The sequence below is a fragment of the Kitasatospora sp. NPDC059973 genome (assembly GCF_042737525.1).
Lineage (GTDB): Bacteria > Actinomycetota > Actinomycetes > Streptomycetales > Streptomycetaceae > Kitasatospora.
Map to the genome: position 1 here is coordinate 1 of NZ_JBHWUI010000115.1, position 17,686 is coordinate 17,686.

Below are 17,686 nucleotides of genomic sequence, written 5' to 3' on the forward strand. Positions count from 1 at the left end.
CCCCGGGGGCCCCCCCCCCCGCCCGCCCCGCATCCTCCCCCCCCGCCCGCCCCCCCGCCTGCTCATCCGCTCCCGGCGGCCCCCCCCCCCGCCCGCGGCGCCCCCCCCCCCCGCGGCGTCTCCGGTCCGGCCTCAGGAGGACAGGTGAGCCCTGCGGAGGACTGCCCGTAGGCCGGCCCGGCAGCAAGCGGGCACAACGGAGGCAGCGCCGCGGACTGATCGGATGGCGTGGGGGTCCTATAACGTGACCCGCTCTCTGGGAGGGCGTAAGTGAACGACAAGACGCGCAATCTCATCCCGTGGGTAGTGCTCGTGGCCGCAGTCGGCGGCCTGGTCACCCGTCTGATCGAGGCGCACGTGCGCTGACGGCCGTACAGGCCGAGCGCCGGGCGCGCCTCGCCGCGCTGCCGGACTTCACGGTGATCTGGAGGTGGCGCTGGAGGGGCTCGCCGAGGTGGCTTTGTCGGTGAGTAGGGAGAGCACCTGTCGCTCAGCGACGAGAGCACCTCGTCGACGGGCATGCCGGCTGCTGCGGCTGCCGGCCGTCCGCGCGCAGTTCCCCGAGCTCGCCGAGGCGGCCTCGCGCGAGCAGATGTGTCCTACCTCGGCTTCCTGGCAGAGCTGCTGAGGTCTGCGTGCGAGGACCGGGCCCGACGCCGCTCCGAGCGCCGCACCAAGGCCGCCGGCGTGCCCCCGCGACAAGTCGTTGCGCAAGTTCGACTCCGACGCGAACCCCAACATCGACCCGGCCGTGAGCCGGCGCGGGCTGCTCACCGTCGCCCTGAGGGACACCCCCGAGGCACATGTGCGGGTTTTCGCCGTCCAGGTCCACAACGCCGTCGCCGATACCGGACCCGTCCTCCAACAGCTCCGGGCCCGGTCTACTCAGTCCTCCGCATCCTGACTAATCTTCAACGAAGTTTCACGATATGTCGATTACATAACATCCAGAAAGGGACATGGTGGGCAAACTAACTGCGCGGGTCCTCATACCTTCGCTGCTCGGCGTCCTGTTGGTTCCCCTGTCACCAGGGTCGTCATCTGCGGCCACGGCACCGTCCGTGTGGGTGGAGAGCGGCTACGACCACGTCTTCTCGTCCTCGGCCGCCCCCGGCCGCGCCACCCCGCGGGTCGACCTGTTCGCCGCCCGCAACGAGACCCAGGCCGCCCAGATCGCGGTACGCGCCGACGCCCAGCTGACCGGCCTCCACCTGGTCCCCGGCGACCTGGCCGGTCCGGGCGGGGCCACCATCCCGGCCTCGCGGATCACCGTGAACCGGGAGTACAACCACCCGAACGTCGACAAGAAGACCGACTGGGCGGGCAACGACCACCAGGAGCCCCCGGACGGCGGGTCGAGCTACTACGACGCGCTGGTCGAGAACACCCCGTACAGCCTCGCCGCCAACACCACCCAGCCGTACTACTACAGCGTCGCGGTGCCGACCGGGCAGGCCCCCGGGGTCTACACCGGGCGGGCCACCGTGCAGAGTTCGGCCGGCGCCGTAGACGTCCCGGTCTCGGTGACGGTGTACGACGCGGCGGTTCCGCCGGCCAACCGGTCGACGTTCCGGATGAACAACTGGTTCACCTCGGTCGGCTGGGACTACAACTGGACCGAGGCCTCGATCCCCGCGCAGTACACCAAGAGCGACGGCTCGGGCGCGCCGGTCCAGGCCTTCGACGAGGACTGGTGGAAGGTCATCACCAACTTCGCCGCCGACCACGCCAAGCACCGCAACAACGTCGTCTACGCCGACTTCCAGGCCCTGTCCATCCCGGACACCACGTCGGACGCCAACGGCAACCTGACCTTCAGCTGGAAGAACTTCGACCGCTTCCTGCAGACCTTCCAGGACGCCGGCGCCCTGCAGTACATCTACACCCCCACCCTGCTGGAGAGCAGCAGCGACCTGGAGGCCCTCGTCCCGAACGGCCGGGGCGGTGTCCAGAAGGTGTTCAAGCCGGCCGGTTCGGAGGAGGCCGGCACGTACCTGGACACGGTGTTCAAGGCGCTGAAGGACCACCTCGACACCAAGTGCCTGGACGCGGGGCCGACCTGCGCCCCGGGGCGGCGCTGGAGCGACGTCTTCTACATGAGCGCCGTCGACGAGCCCAACCCCGCCGACACCACCCAGACCCGGAACGCGGTGTGGCTCTACGAGCACTACAAGGGCGTGTTCCCGGCCGGCCTGAGCAACGAGTCCCGCCAGAGCCCGGTCCCCGGCATCGACGGCTCGCTCAGCACGGTGACCTCCATCGGCGGGCCGCAGTACGACGAGAACATGGCGTACTACCAGAACCTCCGCCTCTCCGGGAAGGACTTCTGGCTCTACTACTGCAACAACCCCACCGACAAGCACCTCAACCGCTACATCAGCTACCCGCTGTCCGACTCCCGGCTGACGCCGTGGATGGTGGCGTCCGCCGGCGGCAACGGCTTCCTGCACTGGGGCTGGAACATCTGGACCGACCCGTACAACAACTACGCCCCCCTCGACACCTTCAACGGCAGGATGGACGGCGACTTCTACCTCGTCCGTCCCGACAAGGCCACCTACGGCGTCTACGACAGCGCCCGCAGCGAGGCCCTGCTCGCCGGCATCCAGGACTACGAGCTGCTTCACGAGCTCTCCGCCACCAAGCCGGTGCTGGCCCGCGCCCTCATCGGCTCTCTGATCAGCGGCACCACCACGTTCTCCACCTCCGGCGCGGCGGCCGACCAGCGGCACAAGCAGATCCTCGACGCGCTCGCCTCCCCCGCCCCGGACGCGGTCTTCCCGTTCGACGACGACTTCGGCCCGGACAAGGACGCCTCCTGGCGCACCACCCGCGGCTCCTGGTCGGCGGCCGGGGACGGCGGGTACGTGCAGGGTGACGCCAACTCCGGCTGGGACGTGGTCGCGGGGCTGACCGGCCGCGCCTACCAGGACGTCTCCGCCTCCGTCGACCTCCGGATCACCGGGGTCAGGCCCGACGGCGGCGACACCAACTGGGCGGGCATGGTGGTCCGCAACCAGAACCCGACCGAGTCGCAGACCGGGTACCTGGTCGCGCTGCGCAACAACGGCGAGGTGTTCGTCAACCGCAGCGGCGTCCCACTGGCGTCCGCCACGGTCCCGGGCTACGCCCCGGGCCAGACGGTCAGCCTGCGGGTGTCCGCCCAGGGCGGCACGATCACGGTCTACGCCGGGGCCGTCCAGCTGCTCACCGTGACCGACCAGGCCTACCCGGTCGGCGGCTTCGGCCTCGCCACCGGCGGGGCGTCCGCCCGCTTCGAGCACGTGCGGCTCGATCCGTGCACCGACCCGGCGCAGAACGCCGCCGTCACCACATCCAGCACGTACGAGGGCGACGGCTGGAGCACGGCCGCGCTGACCGACGGGCGCCGGGGCCTGGCCACCGGCACCAACGGCTGGAGCAGCAACGCCAACGTGAACGCGGACCACAGCGAGTGGGCCCAGCTGGACCTCGGCTCGACCAGGCGGATCAGCCGGGTGGACCTCCACCCGCGCGCCGACGGTCCGGCCGCCGGCAAGGGCTTCCCGGTGGACTTCACCGTCCAGGTCTCCGCAGACGGCTCCACCTGGTCGACCGTCGCCGACCGCAAGAACTACCCCAAGCCGTCGGACGCCTCCGTCCAGACCTTCCCGTTCCAGCCCGCCGACGTGCGCTTCGTCCGGGTGACAGGAACCAGGCTCGGCACCGACCCGAACGGCCACTACCGGATGCAGCTCGCCGAGATCGAGGCGGCGAGCGGCGAGCTGGCGGTCAACCGGCCGGTCCAGGCGTCGAGTTCGGCGGGCCCCTACAGCTGGCGGCCGACCGCGGTCAACGACGGCGTCGCGAACTCCACCCTCGACCACTCGATGGGCTGGAGCAGCGCCCGCTCCGCCGGGGCCGTCGCGAACGAGTGGGTCACCGTGGACCTCCAGGGCCCCAGCCTGATCAGCCGGGTGAGCCTGACCCCGCGCACCGACGGTGCCAACACCGGTCTGGGCTTCCCGGTGGACTACACCGTCCAGGTCTCGGCGGACGGCAGCACCTGGTCGACCGTCGCCACCCGGACGGGCACGCCGCGCCCCGGCGCGGCGCCGCAGGTCCTCACCTTCGCTCCGACCACGGCCCGGTACGTGAAGGTCACCGGCACCCGGCTGAGCGCCGACCAGTTCGGCGACTACTACCTTCAGCTCGGTGAACTCGGCGTCAGCTGACCCAGGACCGCTCTCGGGCCCCGACGGCATGGCGGTGTCCAGGGGTCGTTGCCGCACGTGGTTCGTCGTTCAGGCCGCGAGCAGTTCGTGCGGGCGCTCGGCTGGGGTCTCCCAGCCGAGCGCTTCGCGTGGCGGCCGTTGAGTTCGGCGGCGACGGCAGCGAGGTGTTCTGGGTCGTGGGCGGCCAGGTCGGTGCCCTTGGGGGAGCATTGCCGCAGCGAGCCATTGGCGCCTCCATGCCCAGCGGCGAGTTCGTGTGGGGTGATGTGGTGCTGCCAAGAGGCCCGGTCGGCGGAGAAGACCGCTTCGGTGATCAGGCGGACGGTGTCAGGCTCGTCGTCCTCGTGGTCCTCCACCACCCGGCCGGCGGCGAGCTGGCGCAGGACGCCGATCGGGATCTCCCAGCCGTTCTCGGCCGTCAGGTCGTAGCGGGCGGTCAGTTCGGGGTAGATGCGCGCCAGATCCTCGGTGGTGCTGTCGGCGTCGGCCCCTACGGGATGGTACGCAGGCGGCGCCCGCCGCCTGCGTACCATCCCGGCCCGCACGTCGCACCCACCGTCCGCCGAGCTACATGCCGCTGGCGCCCGGTGTGGCCTCCGGACTCCCCGAGGCGTCCCAGCCCCGTCCCCTCGTCCCAGGGTCTGGTGGAGTCCCGCCTCGTGCTCGGTAGTGCTGGCACCGATCGCGGCTCCGTCACCCGATCGGTGGCCGCTCTGGACCTGCTCAGTGGTTCCGAGGTCCAGGTTCGGCCTCGGGGCGCCGTTGGCCCCCAAGGCCGAGGCCGCGTCAGCGGCACCATACCTCCGAAGGAGGCGCCAGAAACTGCCTGGCCCGTGGCCTCGACGCCGACGGCCCACACACCGGCAGGTGTGGGCCATCGGGGCCGGGGCCGTATCCGGGGCTGTCAGGCGGTGGCCCTGCCGAACAGGTGGTTGGCAGGAGCGTCCGGGTCGTCGCCGTAGAAGAACTCCGAGACCGCCTGGTGGAACTCGGTGCGGTCCAGCGCGCCGGAGCCGTCCCGGTCCAAGGCGGCGAAGACCTCGGCGCAGTCCTCGCCGGGAACGCCTGAGATCGAGTTGAACATCAGCTGGAACTCCGCCTGCTCGATCTTGCCGTTTCCGTTGAGGTCGACGAGGTCGAAGAAGCAGTTGGTGACCGGCTCGATCTGTTCCGGGAACCGGGCAGGGTCGGTCAGGGCCCGCTTGAAGCCTTCGGTCATCTCCCGCAGATCGACCTTTCCGTCACCGTCCTGGTCCATCGGGGCGATCACGTTCGTCCAGAACTCGTCCATCCCGTCGGTGAGCCGGCGGGCGGTCGCGGAGTCGGGCGCGGTGCCCCGGGCGGCGATGTAGCGCTCGCTCATCGCACGGACGTCCTGCCGGGTGATGAACCCGTCGCCGTCGGTGTCGGCGCCCCTGAACCACTGGCCGTACTTGAGGTCTCGAAGTGCCACTCATGACTGCGCACAGTATTCATTCGGTTACCCAATCGCAAACGGGTGAGTGGGGTATCCCGGCGGGCCGGCCAGTGGCGCGCGCTTGACGACGGCGAACCCGAGACACGCCCGACGGGGTCGGGAGTTCTTCGTGTCAACGTTCGAAGTGTGGCGGCACGAAGGCGAGCACCTCCGGAAGAGGGCCGTCGTAGACCTCGACGTCGACCAGCGCGCTGTGCGCACTCGGCCCCTGGGACAGGCGCGAGCAGCCTCGATCCGCGGTGAGGGAGTTCGGATTGCCGTGGCAGTCCAGGGTTCCGCTCAGGCCCGGCCGGACCGGATCCCACCACGCTCCCGTGGACAGCTGGACGACGCCTGGCATGACGTCGTCCGACAGGACTGCGCCCGCCAGGCAACTGCCCCGATCGTTGTGGACCCGCACGATCATGCCGCTTTCGATGCCGCGTCCCGCGGCATCCAGCGGATTGATCGTCACGGGCTCACGACCAAGGATCTTCGACTTGAGGCTGTGGCCGCCGTTGTCGTACTGGCTGTGCAGACGCGAGGCCGGCTGATTTGAGATCAGGTGCAGGGGAATCGGTCCGACAGGCCGCCACGGAGCCACTCCACCGGTTCGAACCACGCCGGATGCCCGGTGCAGTCGTCGTAGCCGAACGAGTCGATCTCCTCGGAGAAGATCTCGATCCGACCCGAGGGCGTCGTCAGGGGGAACCGCTGCGGATCTGAGCGCAGCGCCTCGAAGCTGCCGGGGAACGGTCCGCTCAGCGCCGGCAGCGCAGCGGTGGAGCGTCGCCAAAAGTCGTCGAAGCTGGGCAAGGCGGTGTCATCGCCGAGGCTGGCCCTCGTCTGCTCGTAGAGGTGCCGGACCCATTCGATCTCGGAGCGCGACTTCGTGAACTCCTGCTCGTATCCGAGCCGGGAGGCCAGGGCGGTGAAGATGTGGTGGTCGGTGCGCGACTCACCCTCCGGCTCGCGGACCTTCGGCATCGCGACGAGGTGAGGGTCGGAGAACCCGGCAGCGAAGTCGTCGCGCTCGAGGCTGGTGGCGACGGGAAGGACGATGTCGGCGAACTTGGCCGTGGTGTTCCACCAGGCTTCGTGCACCACCACCGTGTCAGGAATCTGCCAGGCGCGCGCAAGCCGGTGGAGATCCTGGTGGTGGTGGAACGGGTTGCCTCCGCACCAGTAGATCAGGCGAAGCTCGGGCAGGGTGAGGCGCCGGCCGTCGTAGTCGATGGTCCTGCCCGGATGCAGCAGGGTGTCGGGCCGACGCCTCCTCGCCGTCGAGTCCCGGGGGAGGCTCGACGGCGAGGTGACCGCCGCGGTCCTGACGCGTCCTGCTCGACCTCACCCCGGAGAGCAGGGCCTTCCGACCGCTTCGTGGCGGCGCGGGCGCAGTGGAGGACGCCGGTGAGGGCTTGGCGGGCAAGGGCCGGGTCGTTGTCCCGGGCCGCCCGGTCGAGCTGGAGGAGCAGCAGGCGGTCGGCGCGCGCCAGCCGGTCGCCGAGGGCGAGGAGCTCGGCGGCCACCGGGTCATCGGCCAGGCCGTCGGGCAGCCCCGTTTCACCCCGGCGCGCTTCGGCGGCGACGGCGAGAGCCTTGCTCCGCTTCTCCTTCTCCCGGGCGCGGTCCGCCTTCGACGAGCACACCTTGGAGCAGTACTTCGGCCGGCGGCCCTTGCCCGCCCACGCCAGCTCCGCCGCGCACACCGCGCACACCGCGCACACCGGCCCGCCGAACAGCATTGGCTGGACCGCCACCTTTTGCCCCGGGCAGAAACTCATGCCCGGATGCCAGCCCCACGACCACCACCCTTTCCCCTCAGGGTGAAACGGCCGGACAGCAGGGGCCCGCGCGCAGCGGGCGATGCGCAGCATGCCGGGCCGGGGGTAGACGGCGGGCGGCCGGGGGCTGGGCGCGCCGTCCGCGACCGGCCAGCGATGGTAGTGGCCCTCGCGCCCTGCGCACGAGCGCGGTGAGAGCAGCCGCAGCCCGCGGTTCCGGTGGGATCGCCGAGAAGGGCCCACGCCGGGGTTTCGGACGGAGCGTGCGGCGCGCGGTCGCTGAACTCGGTCCTGCACGAGCGGGCCGCCGCAGCGCGGCGGCCCGCTGAGCCGATGTCACCTACGCGATCCCGCCCGTCAAGGGCGGCCTGCGGCCCGGAGATCACAGTGTCCGGGCGCGGTGGTGGGGCGTCAGGCGAGGGCGAGGCTGATCTGGTCGCCGAAGACGACCCAGTTCTGTCCGCGGTCGTTGCTGTCGCAGGGCTTGGTGGAGATGTTGGGGGTGTTCCAGGTGTTGGCGAGGCAGTAGGCGGGGGCGAAGGTGAGGGAGATCCTCTGACCGGTCACGGTCCAGTACTGGCCCTGGTCCTTGGATTCGCACGGCTTCACCGAGACGTCCTGCGCGTTCCAGGTGTTGGCGAGGCAGTAGGCGGGGGCGTTGGCGAGGGAGATCTTCTGCCCCGCGAGAGTCCAGTGCTGGCCCTGGTCGTTCGAGTTGCAGGGCTTCGTGGAGGTGCTCGGAGTGCTCCAGGTGTTGGCGAGGCAGTAGAGGCTGGGGGTGCGCGGTGTCGGGTCGGCGGCGCCTGCCCCGCCGGCGGGCAGGAGAGAGACGGCCAGGGTCAGCGTGGCGAGGGCGAGCGTCCTGCGGAGTGCGACTGCCATGGGTGGGTTCCCGTTCTCGCTGTTTGCCGTGCGGCTTCGCGTACGACAGTGGGGTGCTTTCCGGACAGTTGGAGATCTTGGCAATTGCCAACGTCACTTGCCGACGAACAACCGTTTCTGCAGACCCGTGTTCATCCGAACGGGTGGCCGACCGGCCGAGCCGGGAAGCCCCACAGCGATCGGCTGAACCCGGACGGCCGGCGGAAACAACCCGTTCACGACACCGGCCGTCCTGCGGCCAACCCGCCCGGCCCGGCGTGACCGCCGCCTCCGGGAGCGGTTCACCTGCCATGACGCCCTCACTCCCCTCACTGCCGGCCCAGCCGCTGCCGCCGCTTGCCCCGTAGGACGGTGGCCCGCTCGCTCGCCGCGGCCCGGTAACCAACCCGGGCACGAGCCGGCGACAGTCCGGCCCCGGGTCGGTCAGCTCCCGCCGCCCGCCGCCGGGGCGCTCACAGCGGCGAACAGGGCGGCCGCCTCCTGGCCGGAGGTGTCGCCGCACGGGCAGCAGGTCCAGCTCGGCGATGGAGCGCAGCAGGGGCCGCGACAGCGCCGGTGGAGCGTCCGACCGAGCGGGCACGGCCCCCGACCTTCCTGGAGGACGGACGGATGGACTTCGCGGCGTCCAGGCCGAGGTCGGTCAGGCACGTCGCAGGACATCGACGCAAGTCTCCTTGCCGGCCGCCACGCTGCCGACGCAGGTGATCCTCGCGTCCCCAGGTCTCATGTCCCCAGGTCTCATGTCCCCAGGGTGCCACCCGCGACGATGGGCGAAATAGGCTCCCGGGCCGGCCGGGCTGTCGTCGTTCGGTTGTACTGGGTCCGGACGAGCCGGGCGCTGTCCGGGCACCGTGCGTGCTCCCCGCACCTCACCACCGTGAGCGCCGGCGGGCCCGCTTGGTGGGTGTGCTGGTCGGACGGGGCGGGCCCGGGTGGCGGCCCGGGCCCGCGTGGTGAGGTGATCAGGCTTTGGCCTCGGGCTTGCCGCCTTGGTTGAGCATGCCGCCGAGGGCGCTCAGGTTGCCGGCGCCGCCGGCGCCGCCGGTTACGAGAGGCGCTGCCTTGCCGGCGGCGTCGACGGCGATCTGGGCCATCTTCTGCAGGTGTTCGGTGGCGGTCTTCAGGGCTTCCTGGGCGCGTGCGCCGGCGTCCTTGTCGTTGCTGGCCGCGCTCTCGATGCCCTTGGTGAGGACCTGGCCCATGGTGTTGAGGCCGCTCATGTCGCGGAACAGGTTCGCGGTGGTGATGGCCTGCGCCGCCTGCAGGGCGCTCGGGTCGGGCATGGCGGCCAGGGGTGTGAACCTCGCCTGGGTGGCGGCCAGGGCGGCCACCGTGGTGTCGAGGTTCTGGGCGCGGGTGCCGGTGGCGACCGGTGCGATGTCGGCCGGCGTGATCTGGAGGGGCGAGTCCTTCCAGTTCCAGAAACGGGTGAGGTCGATCTTCTCGGCCGAGTTGGCCCGGCCGAGCACGGCCTCGGCGAAGACGCCCTTGGTGGCGATGGCGATCGTGTTGGTCACCGGCGTGCCGAAGGTGGCGTCGCCCGGCTGTCGGGCTTTGGTCCACTCCTGGCGCTCCTGTTCGCTGCCGAAGTTCCACCGGAAGCCGAGGTAGTTGCCGGTGGCGGCGATCGGCTTCGGGTCCAGCAGCGTGCCGAGCAGGACCGGCGGGGCGGTCGAGCCGGCAGGCGTGTACGAGTAGTTGGCGAGGATGCGGCTGAGCGTCAGCTCGTCCGCGTTGGCCCACACGGCCTGGCTGTAGTGGCGGCGGTTGTCGTTCAGGTGGTCCAGGACGGCCTGCGACACGTTCCCGCCGCGCACGTGGAAGCCGAGCGATGCCAGGTAGGTGCGGGTGCCGGACTTCACGGTCGAGCCGAACAGTCCGCAGATGGCGGCGCCGCCGGCGTCCTCGGTCAGGTCCGGCGCGGCGGCGGTGCTTTCCGCGATCCCGAAGTTGACCACGCCCGACGTCATCGTCAGGCGCAGCCCGGCGAGGCTGCCGCGGGCGGCGGTGCCGGACCAGGCGTCGAGGGAGAGGAGTTTGTCGGCGCCGGCGAAGGTGTGGGTCGCGTGGTGCTGTATGCCGGAGCCGCCGGTGTCGCCGCAGCGGAAGGTGTGGCCGGGGAAGACCACCTGGAGGCTGCGGATCCCGAACTCGTCGTACCAGACGTCGATCTTGGAGGCGTAGGGGGAGTCGGTCTTCGGCGCGGCGTCGAAGGGGATCGGTGTCTCCCGTGGCGCGGTGAGCAGCCGCAGGAGCCCGGCGTTCGTCAGCGCCCAGTAGTCCCCGCCGGTGGACGAGACGACGTCCACCAGTCCGGTGGCCCCGTTGAAGTACTTGGGGGCGCTCCAGGTGGTCGCACCGGGCTCCACCACCAGGGCCTTGCCGTCGGCCGTGATGCCCCACAGGACGCCGTCCAGGCCGGCGGACAGGCGCTTCACGTTCGGTGCGGGGGTCCGCTCCAACCAGGTGGTGCCGTTGCGCTCCCAGGTCCGTCCTTCCTTGCAGTACCAGAGCTTGTCCCTGCCGACGACGGCGACGTCGTCGGCCAGGATGTTCATGTCCTGGGATGCGCCGCTCGGGGAGCGGTGGTGGATCGAACCAGCGCCCATGCCGATGAGGTAGAGCGTGCCGTCCGGTCCGCATGCGAGGCTCCGCCCCGCCCAGCCCTGCGGGTCGAGCCGCCAGGTCCTCCCGTCGAAGTACACGAGCCTGTTGTCCGTCCGCAGCCCCCACACCGTGTCCTTTCCCGGGGCGATGCGGACCAGTTCCCCGTCCAGCCCGGTGGTGGGCAGCGGGTTCCACTGCCGGGCCACCGGATCGAAGCGGACCGGGCTGCCGTCGTACTTGCGCACCCCGTACACGCCCATGGCCGAGGCGGCGATGTCGGCCAGGTCCACGCCGTCGAAAACCTGGGCGACCGACGGCGCCTCCGGTGCGGTGCAGGCGTCGAGCTTGCGCACGGTGGTGTCGAACGGGTTCGCGGCCCGGATCTTCGCCGCCCAGTCGGCCGGCGCCACCGACGCGAGCACCTCCTTGTAGCGTTGCAGGCTGGTGTAGTTGAAGGTGAGCTCCTGCAGCGGGATGAACAGGCAGCGTTCCAGCTTGGTCGGCTTGGTCGTCACGTTGTAGATCTGGACGACCTCGTAGTACTGCACCGACATCGCGTGCATGTGGTTGTAGTTGGTGACGACCCGGGTGAGGACCTGGTCCTTCTCCGCCTGCGTCGTCTCGCGCACGACGGTCATGTTGCGGCTGCGGGCCGCGGTCGCCAGCTGCTGGGTCCGCTCGCTGATGCGCTGCGAGGCCTCGACCGCGACCGACTTCACCCCGGTCGAGCGGGACACCGCGGTCGCGAAGCCGCTGTTGGACGACTCGCCCCAGTTGCCACCGCCGCCCATGCCGAAGAACGCGACGCCGATGCTGCCGCCGGAGCTGGAGGATTTGCTCGACTGGGACATCTGGGAGTTGCCGTACTGCTCCTCGCGGGCGATCGCGTTCGCGACCTCGCTGATCGACCGGTTCTGGTCGGTGGTGGCGGACAGCGCGTCGGCCTCTGCGGTCGTCTCGGTGCCGGAGGCCTTGGTGGTGCGCTGCCAGTCGACGACCGCGACCTTGGTGCTCTCGCCGGGCGCGAGCGCCAGGCTGTGCAGCAGCCGGCCGAGCGTGACCCCCTGGGCCGACCAGCTCTGCTCGGTCGTGACGATCATGCCCTCGGCCGGCCGGTCGTAGAACGGCAGGTTCTCCTCCCCGAGGTCGATGGCCCCGGTCAGCTTCCGTGCCGGCTTCGCCCCGGGGATGTCGGTGAGCACCACCGAGCGGTACCGGACGATCTCCACCGGGTAGTTGCCCGTGGTCGGAAGCAGGTCCTTCGGCGTCGGGCCGTCGAGCATCGCCTTGTCCACTTCGAACGCGGGCGACGTGCTCGTCGGAGTCGCACTCGCGGGCGTTGTCCCGCTCGCCGGGGCTGTCGCTGGTGTGGTGGCAGGTGTTCCGGTACTCGGGGTGGTCATCACGATCCCGTCTGCGAGGAAGAGGAGAGAGGCCGACACGCTCACCAGGACCTGGCGCGGCCAGCCCATCGGCGAACGCCGCCTTCCGGACCGCTCGAAACTACACAGCCCGATCACAACAGCCGCACAATTTCCCGAACTTGGCCGGAACCCGCACCCGCCCCAGCAGCCCTGCCGCAGCACCCGCTCCAGAAATCCGTCGGACGCTGCGCAAAGCGGCGGGCGTGACCGCGCAGCACTGCACGGCGTGCAGCGGCATCCGGTGCAGCCCGGCGGACCGTGCTTCACAGGCACCCCTCACGGCCGACATCCAGCGCGCCCGCACGTCGACCTCCGGGGAGACACCCCCGCCTGAGGGAGCGTCAGCCGGGCTGCGGTGGGGGACTTGCGGGTCGGCATGAAGGACCGGCGCAGTTGGTCGACGGCCCTGGGCAGGTCCTCCAGCACGCCGTAGAGCACCGCATCCCGGGAACTGGGGTGGGCAGCCGGGCACCGATCCCGCATTCCACGGATGGAGTCACAGCGGAATGTTCCAGATCGGGCGTGTCCCGTCTCAACCGATCTGGTCCGGTGCGAACAGGTGCTGCTCGCCGCCCCCATCGATCCGGTCTGCCAGTGCCGTTTCGAAGTGCCGCCGGCTCCGGTCGTTGAGCCGGAACTGATCCCGGATCCATCGGTCAACAGGCGGTCCAGGGCCTGGACACGAAGGTGCGGATGCTCTCTGACCTGGGAAGGTGGTTCTTCCTGCCGTTCCAAGTCCGCAGATCAGGAGAGCATCCGCGATCGGCCGTCTGCCGCCCCTGGCGCGCCTGCCTTGCGGCCCGAGGGCTTGGCGCTCGCACCGTCCGCACGACAGCTGACGCTCGCACGGCACCCCGTCGGTGCTACGGCTGACGGTCGTGCGCTGCCCCGTCGGCGCTACGGCTGACGGTCGTACGCTGCCCCGTCGGCGCTACGGCTGACGGTCGTACGCTGCCCCGTCGGCGCTACGGCTGACGTCGGCCCAGGCGTCCAGTTCGCGCAGGCGTGCGGTGAGAGCCTCGCGGAGGCCGTCCTCGGCCGCGCGCCCGAGGGCGAGGCGCAGAGGAGGCTGCTTGGCGTCGACGGCGGCCATGACGGCCGCGGCGACCCGGGCGGGATCGGCGAACGCCTCGGGCGGCAGTTCGCCGAGCGAGCTCTGGACGGCGCGCACGGTCCCGTCGTAGTCGGCGGTGGGTTCGGCGAAGACCAGGTGGGACAGGAAGCCGGTCCCCAGATATCCGGGCTGGATCATGGTGACCTTGATGTTCAGGGGCGCGAGCTCGGCCGCCAGGGCGTCGGAGAGTCCTTCGAGCGCGTACTTGCCGGCTGCGAGCAGTCCGACACCCGGGTGCGCCGACTGTCCGTAGAGCGAGGAGCCCTGGAGGATGTGGCCCGAGCGCTGCCTGCGCAGCACCGGCAGTGTCGCGCGCAGCACGTTGAGCGGCCCGAACACGTTGGTGTCGAAGATGGCCCTGGCCTGCGCGTCGGTCGCCTCCTCGACGGCGCCGAACAGTCCGTAGCCCGCATTGTTGGCGACCACGTCGATTCGTCCGAACGCGGAAACGGTCTGCTCGACGGCGCGGTGGGCCGCTTCCTCGTCCCGGACGTCGAGTTGGAGGGCGATGGCCTGTCCGGGGTACCGCCCGACGAGGTCGCTGATCGATTCCGTGCGGCGGGCGGTGAGCGCGACGCGGTCGCCACGGTCGAGGGCGGTGAGTGCGAGTGCGCGGCCGAGGCCCTGGGAGGAGCCGGTGATGAACCAGGTGCGGGTGGTGTCCGAGGTCTGCTCGTTCTTCGTCATGGTTATGACCATATGGAGTTAGCACCTAACGCACAAGCCTCAATGTGCCCTGGTGTCTATGTGCCTGATGAGTGGCGCCTCTCAGGTCTCGGGTATCGTTGCCGTATGCCCATGGATACGACCCGGACGATTCTCAGTCCCTCGGCGGCTGCTGAGACTGTCCTCGCCTTTGTCAACACGCGGGCGATCGACGGCAGTCGGGAGCAGCTCGGGGACGGGGCGGCCTTCGCGCAGTGGCTGCGACTGGAGGGCCTGACCGGCCCCGGCGCGCTGGTCACCGATGCCGACGCCGCAGCCGCCCGGGAACTGAGGGATGCCCTGGTCCTCGTCCTTCTCGCGCACGCGGGCGAGGACGACGACGAGGGCCGGGCGAGAGCCGAGGAGTACCTGCGCCGCAGTGCACGGCTGTATCCCCTGGCGCCCGTCGTCACCGCTTCCGGCGTCCAGCTCCTGCCCACCGGGGACGGCGTCCCGGGCGCACTCGCACATGTGCTTGCCGCGGCGTCCGACGTCGCTCTGCGAGGCGCCTGGATGAGGCTCAAGGCTTGCCGGAACCCCCCGTGCCACCTCGGGTTCTACGACCGCTCGCGCAACTCCTCGGCGGCGTACTGCAGCCCGAACCGCTGCGGGGCGCAGGTCGCCATGCGTACCTACCGCACCCGCAAGGCGCAGGAAGAGTGACCTTCCCCCACTGAACTCGACAGAACAGGCAAGGCCGAGGCCGCGAACCTGTTCTTCCAACTCTCATCGGACAGGTACGAGCGTGCCAGCGTGATCGTCACCTCGAACAAGCCCTTCACCAAAGCGCACATGTTCCGGCGAACTTGTGCGAGGTGCCGCCGAATGTCGACGGGTTCGGCTTGGGATCTCGTCGCGTGATCAGTCGTCTGCATAGGAGAGGCAGACTGCGGTGGGTTCGAGCACCACCTGGTCTTGGGTGAAGCAGTCTGCCTGCTTGGTGGCCACTTCCGCTCCGCAGTTCCCGCAGACCACATTGGGTCCGTTGGTGCCGCTGGGTCCCTGGCAGCAGGCGCTCAATCGGTCCCAACCAGAGTGCAATTCGGTGCCGACGACGTCGTCGGGATGAACCACGAAGCCGGGGATGTCGATGGTGAACTCCCTCAGCCGGAAGTTCGGGGCATAGGTGCCGCGCGGCATCCGGGGCGGCCGTGTCCGGATGTCGGGAGTCTCTGAGGGCGGGACCGGCGACGGAACTTTGATCTTGGTGACCGATGTGGTGAGCGGGCATCGGCAACGGTCACACAAGAAGCGTGGCATGCTGCTGATTCTGCAGCCCGATATCCGTCCTGACCAGCGATTTCAAACCGGTCACGGCTCCGGCAGACGGGTGGCATCGATGTGGTCGGCGAGATAGATCAGCGTGGCCTGGGGGTCCATGCCGAACGCGGCAGCGACGAGTTTGGGATCGAGGGTGTTCACCAGGTCAACCAGGCGGGTGCTGCGGACCATCCGGGGCGGGAAGCCGCAGTCGTCAAGGACGTGGAAAGGATAGGCAGTTGAGGCTGCTCCCCGTCCGGCTTTCGTTCCCTTGGTGCCCATGACGTGGGGGTTGTCGGTTGGCCAGCTGTCGCGGTGGTCCAGGCACCGCTGCAGCACCGTCCAGGAGGCCGGGTCCAGGGAGACCTGGTCGACATCGAGCTGCTGCGCGCCCACATCGCCACCGAGGAAGCCGGCCCCGCCCTGCGGCGGCCTCGACCGGTGTGCCGTGCCGTCCTACTTGTCGAGGACGCCGACCGCGTGGGCGATGACGAGCAGCGAGGTCATGAGTGCGGCGACACTCTCGATGGCCATCAGCGCCTTGGCCCGGGGGGACAGCGGCATGGTGTCGGTGGGGCTGAAGGCGGTGGAGTTGGTGACCGAGACGTACAGGTAGTCCATCAGGGTGGGGACCCAGTCGCTGGTGCGGGACGAGCCGTCGGCGACCTCCTCGACGGCGTCGTCGTTCTCGTCCTGGGAGAACCGGAAGTCCGCCAGCGGCAGTTCGGAGCGCTCGGCCTGGGTGCGCGCCACCGGGCCGCCGCGGTCGAGTTCCCAGAACGCCAGGCCGAAGACGATGATGCCGGTGGCCCACACCTGGAGCGCGGCGAGCAGCAGGGGGCCGCCCTCCTGGGCCTTGTCGGTGACCATGGCGTGCACCAGCAGGCCGAGCGAGATCAGGTTGCTGATGCCGATGAGGGCGACCAGGGTCAGCGACACGATCCGGGAGAGGCGGTTCTGCCGGGTCATCCGGCGCGGGTTGACCGCGATCAGCGGTATCAAGAGCAGCAGTTCCAGGCCCGGCAGGACGAAGCGCGGGACGAACAGCAGCTGCTCCGGCAGGACGAGGTAGAGCAGCACGGCCGCCAGGGTGGCGAGCACCGCGGGCAGCCGGGCCTCGCCGCGGCGGTCGTGGCGCGGGAAGCGCTGCAGCGCCTTCGCCCGGTTGGCGGGCGTCTTCCTGCCTGAGTCCATGGAGCGTCTCCCGTGTGCGGCGTGGCTGTCACCAGCGGGTTCCCCGCCGTACGGGGTTCACGCTCCCGGGGGGCCGGTAAGGCACAGCAGACCGGTACATCCCGGAGGAGCGCCGAGGTGGACGCCGGCCAGGTGAATGGCGGAGCATCGGCGGATCTCGTGCAGGGGCACTCGGGTAGCTTCCTTCGGCTGAGCCAGACCCTCTCGCGGACCGGGCCGCCAAGGCGCCGGGGTGAGGTGCCCCCGCCTGCGGCCCGTCAGCTCCGGCGCAGCGCGTGGCGCAGTACTCACCGGCGACCCGACGTCGGCCGGGTTCGGTCCCGCTCGCGCATGACCTCGCCCCCGCCACATCCGTGGACGTGGCGGGGGCGGCTGAAGGCGTGGTCGAGGTCAGAGGGTGTCGCGGTAGCCGCCGGAGGCGGTGCCGCGCTTCTCGATGAAGTGCTTGAACCGCTTGAGGTCGCCCTTGACCTGCCGGTCGAGCATGCCGGTCATGTCGGCGGCCTTCTCGGCCACACCGCCGGGCTGGAAGTCCATCTCCATCACCACCCGGGTATGGGTCGCGTCGATCGGCTCGAACCGCACCATCCCCGTCTGCCGCACGTCACCACTGGTGGTACGCCACGCCACATGGTCGTCCGGCACCTGGTCGACGATCTCGGTGTCGAACTCCCGGGACACACCGGCGATCTTCGTCTTCCAGTGGTTGTGCCGCTCGTCGAGCTGGGTGATCTCCTCGACACCCTCCATGAACATCGGGAACTGCTCGAACTGCGTCCACTGGTTGTACGCCGTGCTGACCGGGACGTCGACGTCGATCTGCTCCTGCACCTTGCTCATCGCTGCTCACTCGCCTTCGCATCGCTTTCACGGTCGGGCAAGCGCCTGCCCCGACCGTCGGCCGGTATGCCTGGCCCCTACCGATTCCGTCCCATCCCGGGCGAACCGGCAGCAGCCCCACCCACCCGAGTACGAATGCCTACGGCCGCGGTGCGCCTTACGGCGGTGCCGCAGCCCGGGGCACCGGATGACGCGCCGCCGCCCTG

General features: G+C 70.2%; 14 protein-coding genes and 2 pseudogenes. 4 read left to right on the top strand and 12 right to left on the bottom strand.

Annotated features, from left to right (window positions below; genetic code table 11):
* Nucleotides 1–460: 460 nt before the first annotated feature.
* Nucleotides 461–751: pseudogene (locus ACFWA9_RS27045) on the top strand (ATP-binding protein); the annotation flags it as partial.
* Nucleotides 752–1,061: 310 nt separating this feature from the next.
* Nucleotides 1,062–4,214 carry a discoidin domain-containing protein gene (locus ACFWA9_RS27050; RefSeq protein WP_380390376.1) on the top strand — a complete coding sequence of 1,051 codons (3,153 nt, stop codon included), beginning with the start codon at nt 1,062–1,064 and terminating at the stop codon, nt 4,212–4,214.
* Here ACFWA9_RS27050 and ACFWA9_RS27055 read toward each other — a convergent pair.
* The 8 genes from ACFWA9_RS27055 to ACFWA9_RS27090 all read right to left on the bottom strand — a co-directional run bounded on the left by ACFWA9_RS27055 (nt 4,187) and on the right by ACFWA9_RS27090 (nt 14,168).
* Nucleotides 4,187–4,759, bottom strand: coding sequence for a hypothetical protein (locus ACFWA9_RS27055; protein WP_380390377.1), 573 nt, complete (start codon nt 4,757–4,759; stop codon nt 4,187–4,189). The genes ACFWA9_RS27050 and ACFWA9_RS27055 overlap by 28 nt on opposite strands.
* 359 nt (nt 4,760–5,118) lie before the next feature.
* A complete protein-coding gene (locus ACFWA9_RS27060; protein ID WP_380390379.1) occupies nt 5,119–5,667 on the bottom strand; it encodes an EF-hand domain-containing protein in 549 nt (182 codons plus the stop codon).
* Nucleotides 5,668–5,803: 136 nt separating this feature from the next.
* Entirely contained in the window at nt 5,804–6,292 is a 489-nt protein-coding gene (locus ACFWA9_RS27065) for a molybdopterin dinucleotide binding domain-containing protein (protein ID WP_380390381.1), read from the bottom strand.
* Complete coding sequence (locus ACFWA9_RS27070; RefSeq protein ID WP_380390411.1) at nt 6,232–6,927, bottom strand: molybdopterin-dependent oxidoreductase; 696 nt, start codon at nt 6,925–6,927, stop codon at nt 6,232–6,234. The genes ACFWA9_RS27065 and ACFWA9_RS27070 overlap by 61 nt, the downstream gene beginning before the upstream one ends.
* Complete coding sequence (locus tag ACFWA9_RS27075; protein WP_380390383.1) at nt 6,861–7,547, bottom strand: hypothetical protein; 687 nt, start codon at nt 7,545–7,547, stop codon at nt 6,861–6,863. The genes ACFWA9_RS27070 and ACFWA9_RS27075 overlap by 67 nt, the downstream gene beginning before the upstream one ends.
* Nucleotides 7,548–7,865: 318 nt before the next feature.
* A complete protein-coding gene (locus ACFWA9_RS27080; protein WP_380390385.1) occupies nt 7,866–8,336 on the bottom strand; it encodes a ricin-type beta-trefoil lectin domain protein in 471 nt (156 codons plus the stop codon).
* A 962-nt stretch (nt 8,337–9,298) separates the two neighbouring features.
* Nucleotides 9,299–12,226, bottom strand: a complete 2,928-nt coding sequence (locus ACFWA9_RS27085) for a hypothetical protein (RefSeq protein WP_380390387.1) — start codon at nt 12,224–12,226, stop codon at nt 9,299–9,301.
* Between the two features lie 1,072 nt (nt 12,227–13,298).
* Entirely contained in the window at nt 13,299–14,168 is an 870-nt protein-coding gene (locus tag ACFWA9_RS27090) for an SDR family NAD(P)-dependent oxidoreductase (RefSeq protein WP_380390389.1), read from the bottom strand.
* Between the two features lie 105 nt (nt 14,169–14,273).
* Here ACFWA9_RS27090 and ACFWA9_RS27095 point away from each other — a divergent pair, with 105 nt between their 5' ends.
* A complete protein-coding gene (locus ACFWA9_RS27095) occupies nt 14,274–14,849 on the top strand; it encodes a CGNR zinc finger domain-containing protein (RefSeq protein ID WP_380390391.1) in 576 nt (191 codons plus the stop codon).
* A gap of 36 nt (nt 14,850–14,885) precedes the next feature.
* Nucleotides 14,886–14,966 (top strand): annotated as a pseudogene (locus tag ACFWA9_RS27100) (ATP-binding protein); the annotation flags it as partial.
* 81 nt (nt 14,967–15,047) lie between these two features.
* Here the strand turns inward: ACFWA9_RS27100 and ACFWA9_RS27105 are convergent.
* The 4 genes from ACFWA9_RS27105 to ACFWA9_RS27120 all read right to left on the bottom strand — a co-directional run bounded on the left by ACFWA9_RS27105 (nt 15,048) and on the right by ACFWA9_RS27120 (nt 17,480).
* Nucleotides 15,048–15,446, bottom strand: coding sequence for a hypothetical protein (locus tag ACFWA9_RS27105; protein WP_380390393.1), 399 nt, complete (start codon nt 15,444–15,446; stop codon nt 15,048–15,050).
* Between the two features lie 51 nt (nt 15,447–15,497).
* Nucleotides 15,498–15,842: a hypothetical protein gene (locus ACFWA9_RS27110; RefSeq protein ID WP_380390395.1), complete on the bottom strand. Its 345-nt coding sequence runs from the start codon at nt 15,840–15,842 to the stop codon at nt 15,498–15,500.
* Nucleotides 15,843–15,902: 60 nt separating this feature from the next.
* Complete coding sequence (locus tag ACFWA9_RS27115) at nt 15,903–16,640, bottom strand: hypothetical protein (RefSeq protein WP_380390397.1); 738 nt, start codon at nt 16,638–16,640, stop codon at nt 15,903–15,905.
* 390 nt (nt 16,641–17,030) lie between these two features.
* On the bottom strand, nt 17,031–17,480 hold the full coding sequence (locus ACFWA9_RS27120; RefSeq protein ID WP_380390399.1) for an SRPBCC family protein: 450 nt from the start codon (nt 17,478–17,480) through the stop codon (nt 17,031–17,033).
* Between the last annotated feature and the right edge of the window lie 206 nt (nt 17,481–17,686).